Source organism: Streptomyces sp. NEAU-174, assembly GCF_052665095.1.
The window spans coordinates 138,208-152,069 of record NZ_JBQTCE010000019.1 but is presented as its reverse complement, the minus strand read 5'-3'; the positions used below and the strand labels follow the sequence as shown (position 1 = coordinate 152,069).

Genomic DNA, 13,862 nt, shown 5'->3' with positions numbered 1-13,862 from the left:
CACTAGAGTTTCCGGTGTTTATGCCGGGCGTCAGCGTAGCCCCGCGGTGCAGTCGTCGCCGTCGCCGCAGCTCACGGACTGGACAGCACCGATTCCCACCCGCGCGAAGTTGTCCAGGCTGGTCGTGCCCGGTTCGAAGTATCCGGCGTGTCCATCCGCCCCGTCCGCGGCCAGCACCCGGGCGCCGAAGCCGGAGGAGACCGGGTCCGCGCCGTGGCCGAGCCCGCCGAACTCCAGATGCGGAATGTCCTCGATCCAGTCGCCCGAGTCGCGCATCGCCCACACCCGGGCGCCGGTGCCCAGGTCGGAGACATGACCGGCGCGCATCCCCGGGCTGCCGGCCACCGCGATATCGGTGACCTTGGGCGGCAGATCGCGGGCGGCGACCCCGCACACCACCGAGCCGTAGCTGTGGCACATCAGCGAGACCCGGGAGAGCGCGGGCAGCGCGTTGACCAGCGCGCGCAGCCGCACCGCGCCCTGGGCGGCGAGCTTGCCGGTGGCCGCGTCCATGCCGATCCCGGCCGGGGTGGTGTAGTCGGCCCAGGCGATGACGGCGGTCTTGGTGTCCGGGGCGTCGGCCCGCTCGTTGTCGTAGAGCGCACGGGCCATTCCGACCGTGGCGGTGTACGGGCGCTCGGTCTTCTGGAACGTCAGGATGTCGGTGTCCACGCCCGGCACCACGATGGAGACCCGGTTGGCGTGGGCGAGGTCGCCGAAGACCTCGGCGGCCCGCCCGGCGCCCGAGGGGTCGAAGGAGAGGATCTGCCGCCCGGCGCCCAGCAGGTCCTCGTAGCGGTGCATCCGGCGGGTCGCGTCCGAGCGGCCCATCGGGGTGAGCCGTGGGTCGTGGATCCGCTTGCGCTCCTCGGCGCGCGCCTTGAACAGGGCGAGGCGGTTGGCGCGGTAGCGCAGGGCCACCGGCGCGCCGTTGAGATTGCCCACGGCCAGCGGATAGCGCCGCACCACCCGGTCCGTCTGGACCTTGGTGAGCGAGTCGAACCAGCGGCCGAGGGTGCGCGGCGAGCCGTACGGATCGGGCAGCGCGCGGCCGCCGAGCGTTCCGTGGCGCCAGGCGTCCATGGACGCGGAGAGCGCGTCCGGGGCTCCTCTGTGGCTCCGTACGGCCGTCCACCCGGTGGTGGCGAGGAGGACGAAGACCACCGCCAGCGCGAGCAGGGCGCGCCAGGCGGTGGAACCGGGGGAGGGGGAGCCGAGCTCCGAAAAGGAAGTCACCGCGGGACACCCTAGGAGAAGCGCGGCGCCGCATGCCAAACCCCGTGATTCATCTCACGTTTGAAAGCGGGAATGCTTGGGAGCTATGCCGGAATTGATGCTATTTATCCCATTTCTCGGCGAGGGTGGGACCCACGTAATCAAGATGGAACGCGGTGAGGTCTCGCAATGTGACGACGCTGTCCTCCTCGCCCTCGGTCCACAGCTTCCCGGCCACCCGGATCACCCCGCCGAACATCGCGACCACCAGCCGCGGCCGCGGATCGGCGTCGATGTCCAGCCCCTCGCGGCGGGCGATCTCGCGCGCCAGCCGCTCCTCCATCTCCGCGGTGCGGCGCAGATGGACCGCGAGCAGGCTCGGCGTGGACTCGATCACCCGGTACATCCGCATATGGAGCTCGGGCGGCACCAGCTGCTCGATGGCCTCGCCGATGTTCCCCCAGGCGTCGAGGATCGCGCCGCGCAGCGCGGCCAGCGGCGCCTCGCCCGCGGGGCGTCCGCATAGGGCGGCGAAGAAGTGGCACTCGGCCGACTCCTGGCTCGCGAAGGCGACCTCCTCCTTGTTGGCGAAGTACCGGAAGAAGGTGCGCTGGGAGACCTCGACCGCCTCGGCGATCTCGTCGACCGTCGTCCGCTCGTATCCCTGACGGGTGAACAACTCCAGCGCGGAGCGCACCAGGGCGCTTCGCGTCCGCCGCTTCTTGCGCTCGCGCAGCCCGGCGGGTGGCGGCGTCGTCGTGCCCGCCACTGCCTCGTCCGTCGTCACCTATCGGCTCGCTTTCTACCGGTGTGGGGCCGCGTCGCGGCTGCTCAGGATACCTGTGACAAAAACGTCAGTTACCGGCGGATGAATCGGTTTGTCAATTGTCAGACGCTGACATTAGCCTCCGGTCATGACCTCTTCGACCACCGTCGCCGAACCGGCGCCGGAACCTCCCATAGCCGTTCCCCCGAAGGGGCTTCGGGGTCATCCATGGCTGACGCTTCTCACCGTCGCCCTCGGCGTGACGATGGTCGCCCTCGACGGCACCATCGTCGCCATCGCCAACCCGGCCATCCAGAAGGACCTCGGTGCCTCGCTCGCCGATGTGCAGTGGATCACCAATGGCTATCTGCTGGCCCTCGCCGTCGCGCTGATCACGGCGGGCAAGCTGGGCGACCGCTTCGGCCACCGGCAGACCTTCCTCATCGGCGTCATCGGCTTCGCCCTCTCCTCGGCGGCCATCGGCTTCTCCGGCGAGGTGTCGCTCGTCGTGGCGTTCCGGGTGCTCCAGGGCCTGTGCGGCGCGCTGTTGATGCCCGCGGCGCTCGGGCTGCTGCGCGCCACCTTCCCCGCCGAGAAGCTCAACATGGCCATCGGCATCTGGGGCGCGGTGATCGGCGCCTCCACCGCCGCCGGGCCCATCGTCGGCGGGCTGCTCGTCGAGCACGTCAACTGGCAGTCGGTCTTCTTCATCAACGCGCCCGTCGGCGTGCTGGCCGTGGTCCTCGGACTGCTGCTCCTGGTGGACCACCGCGCCGAGAAGGCCCCGCGGTCCTTCGACCTCCCCGGCATCGTGCTGCTGTCCGGCGCGATGTTCTGCCTCATCTGGGCGCTGATCAACGCCGCCGACTGGCACTGGGGCGACCAGCGCACGCTGCTCTTCCTGGGCCTGTCGGCGGTCTGCTTCGCCGTCTTCGTCTTCTGGGAGAACCGGACCGCGGAGCCGCTGCTGCCGCTGAGCATGTTCCGCTCGGTGCCGCTGAGTGCGGGCACCGTGCTGATGGTGCTGATGGCCTTCGGCTTCATGGGCGGGCTGTTCTTCGTCACCTTCTATCTCCAGAACGTGCACGGGATGAGCCCCGTCGACAGCGGGCTGCGGCTGCTGCCGCTCACCGCGATGATGATCGTCGCCTCGCCGCTGGCCGGTGCGCTGATCACCAAGTTCGGGCCGCGGACGCCGCTGGTCGGCGCCATGACGATCACCGCCGTCTCGATGTTCGGCCTCTCCCGGCTGGACGCGGACAGCGGCGGCCTCGAGATGGCCGTGTGGTTCGCCCTGCTGGGCCTCGGCCTCGGCCCGGTCATGGTCGGCGCCACCGAGGTCATCGTCGGCAACGCCCCGATCGAGCACGCCGGTGTCGCCGGCGGCCTCCAGCAGGCCGCGATGCAGGTCGGCGGCAGCCTCGGTACGGCCGTCCTGGGCGCGGTCATGGCGGGCCGGGTGGACAGCGCGCTGCCGGAGAAGTGGGCGGACGCCGGGCTGCCGCCGATGCCCGAGGGCGCGGAGTCCAAGGCGTCCGACGCCGTCGAGGTCGGCATCGCCCCCGTTCCCAAGGGCACTCCGCCGGAGGTCGCGGGCAGGATCACGGCCGTCGCGCATGACACCTTCGTGTCAGGGATGGGGCTCGCCTTCACGGTGGCCGCCGTGGTCTCGGTGGTCGCGGCGCTGGTCGCGGCCTTCACCAAGCGCGGTGAGAACGCGGACGCGTCCGGGGGCGCCGTCCACATCTGACCCCTCGCGGTCAACCCCCTATCAGGGTGGACCTTGATCGACCCCATGGTGGCGAACGGGAGCCGGCGGACAGGCTGGCTCCCGTTCTGTTCTTTCCACACGGGGAGCGAAAGCGTTATGCGCAAGATCCTTACGGCCGCCGTCTCGGCGCTGGCCCTCACCGCCACCCTCGCCCCGGCCGCGGCGGCGGCCCGCCCCGCCGCCCCGCCACGGCTGGGGAACTGCGCCGCCGGACAGCTGTGCCTGTGGCGGAGCGGCGGCTTCACGGGGGCGCGCCAGACCCATGAACTGGCCGACGTGGACATCGAAAGCTGCGTCCCCCTGCCGCCCGGCACCACCGCCGCGTCCCTGGCGAACCGCACGGGCCGCCCGGTGACGGCCTATCAGAGCCGCGAATGCGCCGAGACGGCGGAGTACCACACCTACCCCACCGGCACCTGGTCCCCCGAAACCCCGTACCAGGTCCGCGCCTTCAAAATCTGGGAACGCTGACCGCTCTGGGAACGCTGACCGGCGGCCCGGGCCCCGCGTCGGACCCCGCCGCTTGGGTGTGGCGCCGGGATGTTCCCCGACCCGCCCCTTCCCGAACCAGGGGCCCCGCCCCTGGACCCGGACGCCCTCCGGGCCTGTCCTCAAGCGTCCCGCCGGATGGCGGCGGTGGTCCCGCCGCCGTCCGTGTGGCGCCGGGTTCCGGGGGCCGGGGCGGAGCCCCTGGGCCTGGTGGGGGAGGGCGGGGGCGCCGCGCCCCCGCCCTCGATCAACCTCTGGCATCGGGGCACACGACGACGCGGGGCGGGCTGGACACCTCCAGCCCGCCCCGCGTTACGGCTGACCGCCGTCGCAGACGGCTACGCGTCGCCGCCTGCCGGGCCCGGGTCGGCGGCGGAGACGTCCAGGAGCTGGTAGCGGTCGATCGCCTGCTTGAGGGCGGAGCGGTCGATCTTGCCGTCGCGGGCGAGCTCCGTCAGGACGCCGAGCACGATCGACTCGGCGTCGATGTGGAAGAAGCGCCGCGCCGCGCCGCGGGTGTCGGCGAAGCCGAAGCCGTCCGCGCCCAGCGACTGGTACGTGCCGGGGACCCAGCGCGCGATCTGGTCGGGAACCGCGCGCATCCAGTCGGAGACGGCCACCTTCGGGCCCTCCACGTCGGCGAGCTTGCGGGTGACGTACGGGACGCGCTGCTCCTCCTCCGGGTGGAGCAGGTTGTGCTCCTCCACCTCGATGGCGTCCCGGCGCAGCTCGTTCCAGGACGTGGCCGACCAGACGTCCGCCTTGACGTTCCAGTCCTCGGCCAGGATGCGCTGGGCCTCCACGGCCCACGGCACCGCCACACCGGAGGCGAGGATCTGCGCCGGTACGGAGCCCTTCTCGCCCTGCCGGTAGCGGTAGAGGCCCTTGAGGATGCCCTCGCGGTCGACGTTCTCCGGCTCGGCCGGGTGCTGGATCGGCTCGTTGTAGACGGTGAGGTAGTAGAAGACGTCCTCACTGTTCTCGCCGTACATCCGGCGCAGACCGTCCTGGACGATATGCGCGATCTCGAAGCCGAACGCCGGGTCGTACGCGACGACCGCCGGGTTGGTCGAGGCCAGCAGCTGGGAGTGGCCGTCCGCGTGCTGGAGGCCCTCACCGGTCAGGGTCGTACGACCGGCGGTCGCGCCCAGCACGAAGCCGCGCGCCAGCTGGTCGGCCATCTGCCAGAACTGGTCACCGGTGCGCTGGAACCCGAACATCGAGTAGAAGACGTAGACCGGGATCAGCGGCTCGCCGTGCGTGGCGTACGCGGAGCCCGCCGCGATCAGCGAGGCCGTACAGCCCGCCTCGGAGATACCGTCGTGCAGCATCTGCCCGGTCGGCGACTCCTTGTAGGCCAGCAGCAGCTCACGGTCGACCGACTCATACATCTGGCCCAGCGGCGAGTAGATCTTCGCCGAGGGGAAGAGCGAGTCCATACCGAAGGTGCGGTACTCGTCGGGCGCGATCGGCACGAACCGCTTGCCGATCTCCTTGTCCCGCATCAGGTCCTTCAGCAGCCGCACGAACGCCATGGTGGTGGCGATCTGCTGCTGACCGGTCCCCTTCTTCAGCGTGGCGTAGGTCTTGTCGCCCGGCAGCTGAAGCGGCTTCGCGCGCACGACACGGGTCGGCGCGTAGCCACCCAGCGCCTTGCGGCGGTCGTGCATGTACTGGATCTCCTCCGAGTCCCGGCCCGGGTGGTAGTACGGCGGGAGGCCGGACTCCAGCTCCTTGTCCGGGATCGGCAGGTGCAGCCGGTCGCGGAAGCGCTTGAGGTCGTCGACCGTCAGCTTCTTCATCTGGTGGGTCGCGTTGCGGCCCTCGAAGTTCGGGCCGAGCGTCCAGCCCTTGACGGTCTGCGCGAGGATCACCGTCGGCTGGCCCTTGTGCGCCTTGGCCGCCGAGTACGCCGCGTAGATCTTCTTGTGGTCGTGACCGCCGCGGCCCAGGTGCAGGATCTGGTCGTCGGTCATGCCCTCGACCATCTTGCGCAGCCGCTGGTCATCACCGAAGAAGTGGTCGCGGATATAGGCGCCGGTCTCGGTCGCGTACGTCTGGAACTGACCGTCCGGCGTCGTGTTCAGCCGGTTGACCAGGATGCCGTCGCGGTCCTGCGCCAGCAGCGGGTCCCAGGTGCGGTCCCAGACCAGCTTGATCACGTTCCAGCCGGCGCCGCGGAACTGCGACTCCAGCTCCTGGATGATCTTGCCGTTGCCGCGCACCGGGCCGTCGAGCCGCTGGAGGTTGCAGTTGACCACGAAGGTCAGGTTGTCCAGGCCCTCGCGGGCGGCCAGGGAGAGCTGGCCGAGCGACTCCGGCTCGTCCATCTCGCCGTCGCCCAGGAACGCCCAGACGTGGGAGTTGGAGGTGTCGGCGATGCCGCGTGCCTCCATATAGCGGTTCATCCGCGCCTGGAAGATCGCGCCGAGCGGGCCCAGGCCCATGGAGACCGTCGGGAACTCCCAGAAGTCCGGCATCGACCGCGGGTGCGGGTAGCTGGACAGCGCGTGACCGAGCTTGGACTTCTCCTGACGGAATCCGTCCAGGTGGTCCTCGCTGAGCCGGTCGAGCAGGAAGGCGCGGGCGTAGATGCCGGGCGAGGCATGGCCCTGGAAGAAGATCTGGTCGCCGCTGTCGTGGTCCTTGCCACGGAAGAAGTGGTTGAAGCCCACGTCGTACAGCGAGGCGGACGAGGCGAAGGTGGCGATGTGGCCACCGACCCCGATGCCCGGGCGCTGCGCCCGGGAGACCATCACCGCCGCGTTCCAGCGGGTCGCGTTGAGGACCTTGCGCTCGATCTCCTCGTTGCCGGGGAAGAACGGCTCGTCCTTGGTGGCGATGGTGTTGACGTAGTCCGTGCTGCGCATCTCGGGCACGGCGACGCGCTTCGCGCGGGCGCGCTCGATCAGGCGAAGCATCAGGTAGCGGGCACGTTCCCGGCCTCGCTCATCGACGGCTGCGTCGAGCGAGTCGAGCCATTCCTGGGTCTCTTCGGGATCGAAGTCCGGGACCTGGCTGGGAAGGCCGCCAATGATGATCGGGTTGCGATCGGATCCGGAAGCCACGCTATTCCTTCGCTTTTCGGTCGTGCGGTGCACGGACATGGATACGTGCTCTGCTGCTGTCGCGCCGCTCTCCATCGTGTACCTCGGGTACGGGATACGTCACCTCTACCGAGTGGTAACCATCACCAGGCGAGCCGGGGCGCTCCGGCGGCCGTCTCACCTGCGACGGCCGAATCGCAACCTTACGCCCACGACCGGGGTCGTCTGCGTACGACCGTTCGGCACGGGAGCGGCGTAGGGTGGCTAGACACACACGTAAGCCGGACATCCTCGGGCAATCCGGTCGACCGCGCGCCGTTGCGTGTCGTTCCTCCATGATGGGAGTTGCGGCGACACGTCAACGTTTGGGCGGGATCGCTGGCCGGGTACTTGCGCGATCCGCCCGGCCCGTGTGGACTACGCCCAAGCCCTCGCGTACGCGCGCGGGACGCACAGACTCGAAGAGTGAATGAAAGATGACAGGAGGCAATCCGTGAGCGCGACCGCGGACCACGCGGAGGAGCGGACCAACCCTGCCGCGAGGCTGGGTTTTCAGCCCGAACAGGTGGTCCAGGAGATCGGCTACGACGACGATGTCGACCAGGAGCTCCGCGAGGCCATCGAGGAGATCACCGGCCAGGAGCTCGTCGACGAGGAGTACGACGATGTGGCCGACGCCGTTGTGCTGTGGTTCCGGGAGGACGACGGCGATCTGACGGACGCGCTGGTGGACGCCATCCAGATGATCGACGACGGCGCACCGGTCTGGCTGCTGACGCCCAAGACCGGCCGTGACGGCTATGTCGAGCCGAGCGACATCAATGAGGCGGCGACCACCGCCGGCCTGTCCCAGACCAAGAGCTTCAACGCGGGCAAGGACTGGACGGGCAGCCGCCTGGTCACGCCCAAAGCCGCACGCAGCGGCAAGCGCTGAGGCCGGCGAATCCACACCCCAGAGCCCCCCTCCGTATCCCTACGGAGGGGGGCTCTGAGCGTAGGCTGGGCCGCGCGGTACATGATCAATTCAAACCTTGATCAATTCAACGTCTGATCATGTCGAACATGATCTTCCGAATGTGAACGAAGGGATGGCTCCCATGGCGATAGAGGTCGGCGCGAAGGCCCCTGACTTCCAGCTGAAGAACCAGCACGGCGAGTCGGTCAGGCTCTCCGACTTCCGGGGCGAGAAGAGCGTCGTGCTCCTCTTCTACCCGTTCGCCTTCACCGGCGTGTGCACCGGCGAGCTGTGCGCGCTCCGCGACGAGCTGCCGAAGTTCGTCAACGACGACGTCCAGCTGCTGGCGGTCTCCAATGACTCGCCCTTCAGCCTGCGCGTCTTCGCCGAGCAGGAGGGTCTGGAGTACCCCCTGCTGTCGGACTTCTGGCCGCACGGCGAGACCAGCCGCGCCTACGGCGTCTTCGACGAGGACAAGGGCTGCGCGGTGCGCGGCACCTTCGTGATCGACAAGGAGGGCGTGGTGCGCTGGACGGTCGTCAACGGCCTGCCCGACGCCCGGGACCTCAACGACTACGTCAAGGCCCTGGAAGCCCTCTAGCCAAGGCCCGGCGAAACGCTGTGGCCCTGGCTCGGCGAAACGCTGTAGCCAGGGCTGGCGAAACCCTGTAGCGGCCGGGAACCGCTCACTAGGATCGACGCGTTGATCCTGATGGGAAACCTTTGATGAAGGGGCACGCAGTGCTCCTGACGAACCTTTTTGGGAGGACTCGTGGGAGTCAGCCTCAGCAAGGGCGGCAACGTCTCGCTGACCAAGGAAGCCCCGAACCTGACCGCGGTCGTCGTGGGTCTCGGCTGGGACGCCCGTACCACCACGGGCACGGACTTCGACCTCGACGCCAGCGCCCTGCTGACCAACGCCGAGGGCAAGGTCGGCAACGACCAGAACTTCGTCTTCTTCAACAACCTCAAGAGCCCCGACGGCTCCGTGGAGCACACCGGTGACAACCTCACCGGTGAGGGCGAGGGCGACGACGAGCAGATCAAGGTGAACCTGGCGGGTGTCCCCGCCGATGTCGCCAAGATCGTCTTCCCGGTGTCGATCTACGACGCCGAGACCCGTCAGCAGAGCTTCGGCCAGGTGCGCAACGCGTTCATCCGCGTGGTGAACCAGGCCGACGGCAATGAGCTCGCCCGCTACGACCTCTCCGAGGACGCCTCGACCGAGACCGCCATGGTCTTCGGCGAGCTGTACCGGAACGGCGCGGAGTGGAAGTTCCGCGCCATCGGCCAGGGGTACGCCTCGGGCCTGCGCGGTATCGCGCAGGACTTCGGCGTCAACGTCTGAGCGACGTCCGAGCGCCGTCGAAGGCCGCCGAGGCCGTCGACAGGGCAGTCATTCCGGCGCCGCACCCCCCGCGCCCCAGAGGCAGGGGTGCGGCGCCGGACGCGTATCACCCATGCAACACCCGGGGAGGAAACAGCATCATGGGCGTCACACTCGCCAAGGGGGGCAATGTCTCCCTCTCCAAAGCCGCTCCGAACCTCACACAGGTGCTCATCGGCCTGGGCTGGGACGCGCGCTCCACCACCGGAGCGCCGTTCGACCTCGACGCCAGCGCCCTGCTGTGCCAGTCGGGGCGGGTGCTCGGCGATGAGTACTTCATCTTCTACAACAACCTCAAGAGCCCCGAGGGCTCCGTCGAGCACACCGGCGACAACCTCACCGGCGAGGGCGAGGGTGACGACGAGTCCCTGCTGATCGACCTGGGCAAGGTCCCGGCCGAGGTCGACAAGATCGTCTTCCCGGTCTCCATCCATGAGGCCGAGGCCAGGCGCCAGACGTTCGGGCAGGTCAGCAACGCGTTCATCCGGGTGGTGAACCAGGCGGACGGCCAGGAACTGGCCCGCTACGACCTCTCCGAGGACGCCTCGGGCGAGACCGCGATGATCTTCGGCGAGGTCTATCGCTACGGCGGCGAATGGAAGTTCAGGGCCGTGGGGCAGGGGTACGCGTCGGGTCTGCGCGGCATCGCTCTAGACTTCGGAGTCAACGTTTCGTAAAGCCGCGTAAAGCGCGCGGGGGAGACCTTACGACGAAGGATTGGGTAGGCAGTGCTCCTCAAAACCTTTGGTTGGTCGTTCGCCATCACGGCGATCGGTCTGGCCCTGGCCGGCGTCCTCTGGGGGTGGCAGGGGCTCGCCATCGTCGGGATCCTCTCGATCCTGGAGATCTCGCTCTCATTCGACAACGCGGTCATCAACGCGGGCATTCTGCGCAAGATGAACGCCTTCTGGCAGAAGATCTTCCTGACCGTCGGCATCCTGATCGCCGTCTTCGGCATGCGGCTGGTCTTCCCGGTGATCATCGTCGCCGTCACGGCCAAGATGAGCCCCATCGAGGCCGTCGATCTGGCGATCAACGACAAGAACCAGTACGAACACCTGGTCACGGCGGCGCACCCGGCGATCGCGGCCTTCGGCGGGATCTTCCTGCTGATGATCTTCCTCGACTTCATCTTCGAGGAGCGGGACATCAGGTGGCTGGGGTGGCTGGAGAAGCCGCTCGCCAAGCTGGGCAAGCTGGACACGTTCTCGATCGTGGTCGCCCTGGTCGGGCTGCTGATCGCCGCCACCACCGTGGCCACCGACGTGGCCCACGGCGGTGGTGACAAGAGCGCCACCGTCCTGCTGTCCGGCGTCGCCGGGCTGCTCACCTATCTGATCGTCGGCGGTATCTCCGGCTACTTCGAGGACAAGCTCGAAGAGGAGGAGGACGAAGACGAGGACGACGAGGCCGGTGCGGCCGGGGACGAGGGCGACGAGGGCGCGAAGGCGGCCACGAACGCCCAGCTCAACGGCAGCGGCGGCCGTGGCTCCAGCGGCGCCTCCGTGGTCGGCCTGGCCGGCAAGGCCGCGTTCTTCCTCTTCCTCTACCTCGAGGTCATCGACGCGTCCTTCTCCTTCGACGGGGTCATCGGTGCCTTCGCCATCACCAACGACATCTTCGAGATGGCGCTGGGTCTGGGCATCGGCGCCATGTACATCCGGTCGCTGACCGTCTTCCTGGTCCGCAGGGGCACCCTGGACGACTACGTCTACCTGGAGCACGGCGCGCACTACGCGATCGGCGCGCTGGCCGTGATCCTGCTGGTCACGATCAAGTACGAGATCAACGAGGTCATCACCGGCCTGGTGGGCGTGGTGCTGATCGCCGCCTCGTACTGGTCCTCGGTCCGGCGCAACCGTAAGGAGGCGGCCGCCGGGGAGGACGCGGAGGCCAAGACGGAAGTCACCTCCGGAGTCTGACCGCCGGGAGTGTGACACGGCGGCGTTTGAGGAACGCTCTGAGCGGGGCGGCCGAGGTCTTCCGACCTCCCGGCCGCCCCGTGGCGGTTGAGCGGCCGGACGGGCGGCTTGTGGGGCTGTTTCCCGGGCAGCCTTCTGCCAGCGGCGAGGCAGCGAGCGACGAAGGGTGGGGGTGCGCACCATGGCGTTCTGGAACAACTGGGGACGGTCCGCATGGCGTCAGTTCGACAGCGGTGACGCGTCCGGCGTGGTCGAGCTGACCAGGCGGAACGCGTCGATCTCGCTGACCAAGCAGGGGGCCGCCACCGGCAATCTGCGCATCAACCTCTCCTGGCAGATGCGCACCTCGGACTTCAACAGCAGGGCGCGGCGCGGCTCGCTGCGCCATCCGCTTCAGATGTTCAAGCCCGAGCCGGTGCAGGCCCAGGGGCCCGCGTTGGTCAATGTCGACCTCGACCTCGCGGTGATGTACGAGCTGAAGACCGGCTCCAAGGGCGTGGTGCAGCCGCTGGGCGAGTTCTTCGGCAATCTCAACGAGCCGCCGTACATCAAGCTCAGCGGCGACGACCGGTTCGGCTCCGGGTCCGGTGAGACGGTCTACGTCAACATGGACCACAAGGACGACATCAAGCGACTGCTCGTCTTCGTCTACATCTACGACGGCACCCCCGCCTTCGACCGCACCCACGGCCTGGTCACGCTCTATCCGAGCAATGGCCCGCGGGTGGAGATCGCACTCGACGAGCGCGCCCCGCAGGCCCGCTCCTGCGCCGTCGTGCTGATCGAGAACGTCAAGGGCGAGATGGTGGTCCGCCGCGAGGTGAAGTACGTCTACGGCTTCCAGGCGGAGCTGGACCGGCTGTACGGCTGGGGCCTCCAGTGGGGCCGGGGCTACAAGTCCAAGGTGTGACCCCGGCTCGCCCTCCGGCCCCCGACCCCGGCTGTCCCTACCTGTTCTGTCCCTACCTGTTCTGGAACTGCGGGCCCTGCGGCGGCAGGACGAAATGGGGGTCCGGCACCTGGGCGGGGATCGGCGGCGGGGGCGGGCCCACCGGCCCCGTCGGCTGCACCTGCTGCGGATAGCCGTACGTGGCGGGCTGCGGATAGCCGTATCCCGGCTGTGGCTGCGCTTGCGGATAGCCGTAGCCGGGCTGTGCCGGGGCCTGGGGCGGCTGCGGATACCCCGTGCCCGGGGCCGGGGCCTGCGGGGGCGGGGGCGGCACCTGCGACGGCACATAGGCGTAGCCGCTGTCGCCCTGCGCGGCGGCGGGGTGCATGGGCTGGGTGCGCTGCGGATCCCAGGGGTCGGGCGACACCGGGTGCGGATAGCCGTACGCCGGGGGGTGGGCCTGGGTCGTCGCGTCGGACGGCGGCGGCGGGGGCGCAGTGCCGGGGGCCGAAGCGGGCGCGGGGGGCGCGGCGGCCGAGGGCTCAGGGGCGGGGGCCGGGGGTTCGGGAGCGGCGGCGGGCTCGGGAGCGGCGGTGGCCTCCGGCTCGGCCGTGGTGCCGTCGTCCTCCGGGCCGCCCTCGCCGCCCTCGCCGTCCTCCACCGAGATCCCGTACTGCGTGGCCAGCCCGACCAGCCCCGACTCATAGCCCTGCCCCAGGGCCCGGAACTTCCAGCCGTCGCCGCGCCGGTAGACCTCACCGCAGATCAGCGCGGTCTCCTTGCCGGTGTCCGGCAGCACCGCGAAGATCGCGACCGGCTCGGCGTCCGCCGGGTCCGGCGCACCGGGCGAGGCGTCGTACAGCAGCAGGCTCAGATCCCTCACCTGCCCGAAGGTGCCGCCGTCGGCGGACGCGGCGATCACCACCCGGCGGACCTCCGGCTCCAGCCCGATCAGCTCGGCCTCGATGGTGTCCGTCAGCGCGTCCTGGTTCGGCGTCTTGGGCAGATGCCGGACCAGACCCGAGGGGTGCTGCGGCTGGTTGTAGAAGACGAAGTCCTCGTCCGTGCGCACCCGGTCGTCCGGCCCCAGCAGCAGCGCCGAGGCGTCCACGTCGGGTACGTCCGTGCCGGGGGTCCAGCGCAGCACCGCGCGTATGGCCGTGGCCTCCAGCGGGATGTTCGATCCCTTCAGCATCGCCTGCGTCATGGCGGCAATCCTGCCCTCCCGGTGGGTGCGGGGACAACGCAGGGTACGCGGCGGGCGGCGGTACGGGGGTGGTACGGGGCGGCAGGGCGGGCATGCCGGACACCACGCGGACGCACATGGGTTACGTGATTTTCACGCCCTTGGGGAACTTTTGACCCATGGCCGCACGTACGATTATCGGCCAACCGTGGGTCAGCGTGACCGAGGCGGCGTA

12 protein-coding genes are annotated in these 13,862 nt (G+C 69.3%); 8 read left to right on the top strand and 4 right to left on the bottom strand.

The genetic code is table 11. The features are described 5' to 3' along the window. Window positions 1-30 precede the first annotated feature (30 nt). Window positions 31-1,236: an alpha/beta hydrolase gene (locus ACT2CW_RS40795; RefSeq protein ID WP_164428928.1), complete on the bottom strand. Its 1,206-nt coding sequence runs from the start codon at window positions 1,234-1,236 to the stop codon at window positions 31-33. A gap of 100 nt (window positions 1,237-1,336) precedes the next feature. Next, window positions 1,337-2,002, bottom strand: coding sequence for a TetR family transcriptional regulator (locus ACT2CW_RS40790; protein WP_138915861.1), 666 nt, complete (start codon window positions 2,000-2,002; stop codon window positions 1,337-1,339). Window positions 2,003-2,129: 127 nt separating this feature from the next. On the opposite strand from ACT2CW_RS40790, the gene ACT2CW_RS40785 reads away from it, so the two are divergent. Beyond that, window positions 2,130-3,731 carry an MFS transporter gene (locus tag ACT2CW_RS40785; RefSeq protein ID WP_445520247.1) on the top strand — a complete coding sequence of 534 codons (1,602 nt, stop codon included), beginning with the start codon at window positions 2,130-2,132 and terminating at the stop codon, window positions 3,729-3,731. Between the two features lie 117 nt (window positions 3,732-3,848). Then, window positions 3,849-4,223 carry a peptidase inhibitor family I36 protein gene (locus ACT2CW_RS40780; RefSeq protein WP_445520246.1) on the top strand — a complete coding sequence of 125 codons (375 nt, stop codon included), beginning with the start codon at window positions 3,849-3,851 and terminating at the stop codon, window positions 4,221-4,223. 356 nt (window positions 4,224-4,579) lie between these two features. On the opposite strand, the gene aceE is transcribed toward ACT2CW_RS40780, so the two are convergent. Then, window positions 4,580-7,309, bottom strand: a complete 2,730-nt coding sequence (gene aceE, locus ACT2CW_RS40775; RefSeq protein WP_182470534.1) for a pyruvate dehydrogenase (acetyl-transferring), homodimeric type — start codon at window positions 7,307-7,309, stop codon at window positions 4,580-4,582. Window positions 7,310-7,781: 472 nt separating this feature from the next. Between aceE and ACT2CW_RS40770 the strand changes: the two genes are divergently transcribed. From ACT2CW_RS40770 to ACT2CW_RS40745, 6 genes are all read left to right on the top strand, one after another. Then, window positions 7,782-8,222 carry a DUF3052 domain-containing protein gene (locus ACT2CW_RS40770; RefSeq protein ID WP_009718270.1) on the top strand — a complete coding sequence of 147 codons (441 nt, stop codon included), beginning with the start codon at window positions 7,782-7,784 and terminating at the stop codon, window positions 8,220-8,222. A gap of 163 nt (window positions 8,223-8,385) precedes the next feature. Then, window positions 8,386-8,844, top strand: coding sequence for a peroxiredoxin (locus ACT2CW_RS40765; RefSeq protein WP_037962226.1), 459 nt, complete (start codon window positions 8,386-8,388; stop codon window positions 8,842-8,844). A gap of 171 nt (window positions 8,845-9,015) precedes the next feature. Beyond that, the gene (locus ACT2CW_RS40760) at window positions 9,016-9,591 is read left to right on the top strand and encodes a TerD family protein (RefSeq protein ID WP_037962225.1); all 576 of its coding nucleotides are present in this window, start codon (window positions 9,016-9,018) and stop codon (window positions 9,589-9,591) included. Window positions 9,592-9,731: 140 nt separating this feature from the next. Next, complete coding sequence (locus tag ACT2CW_RS40755) at window positions 9,732-10,307, top strand: TerD family protein (RefSeq protein ID WP_037962224.1); 576 nt, start codon at window positions 9,732-9,734, stop codon at window positions 10,305-10,307. A 51-nt stretch (window positions 10,308-10,358) separates the two neighbouring features. Then, window positions 10,359-11,552 carry a DUF475 domain-containing protein gene (locus tag ACT2CW_RS40750; RefSeq protein ID WP_414083520.1) on the top strand — a complete coding sequence of 398 codons (1,194 nt, stop codon included), beginning with the start codon at window positions 10,359-10,361 and terminating at the stop codon, window positions 11,550-11,552. A gap of 181 nt (window positions 11,553-11,733) precedes the next feature. Beyond that, window positions 11,734-12,462: a TerD family protein gene (locus ACT2CW_RS40745; RefSeq protein WP_445520245.1), complete on the top strand. Its 729-nt coding sequence runs from the start codon at window positions 11,734-11,736 to the stop codon at window positions 12,460-12,462. Between the two features lie 52 nt (window positions 12,463-12,514). Here ACT2CW_RS40745 and ACT2CW_RS40740 read toward each other — a convergent pair whose 3' ends face one another. Further along, the gene (locus ACT2CW_RS40740) at window positions 12,515-13,648 is read right to left on the bottom strand and encodes a TerD family protein (protein ID WP_445520244.1); all 1,134 of its coding nucleotides are present in this window, start codon (window positions 13,646-13,648) and stop codon (window positions 12,515-12,517) included. Window positions 13,649-13,862 lie beyond the last annotated feature (214 nt).

Coding starts and splice junctions, on each gene's coding strand:
- ACT2CW_RS40785 (WP_445520247.1), top strand. CDS start 2,130: ATGACCTCTTCGACCACCGTCGCCGAACCGGCGCCGGAACCTCCCATA.
- ACT2CW_RS40780 (WP_445520246.1), top strand. CDS start 3,849: ATGCGCAAGATCCTTACGGCCGCCGTCTCGGCGCTGGCCCTCACCGCC.
- ACT2CW_RS40765 (WP_037962226.1), top strand. CDS start 8,386: ATGGCGATAGAGGTCGGCGCGAAGGCCCCTGACTTCCAGCTGAAGAAC.
- ACT2CW_RS40755 (WP_037962224.1), top strand. CDS start 9,732: ATGGGCGTCACACTCGCCAAGGGGGGCAATGTCTCCCTCTCCAAAGCC.
- ACT2CW_RS40745 (WP_445520245.1), top strand. CDS start 11,734: ATGGCGTTCTGGAACAACTGGGGACGGTCCGCATGGCGTCAGTTCGAC.
- ACT2CW_RS40740 (WP_445520244.1), bottom strand. CDS start 13,648: ATGACGCAGGCGATGCTGAAGGGATCGAACATCCCGCTGGAGGCCACG.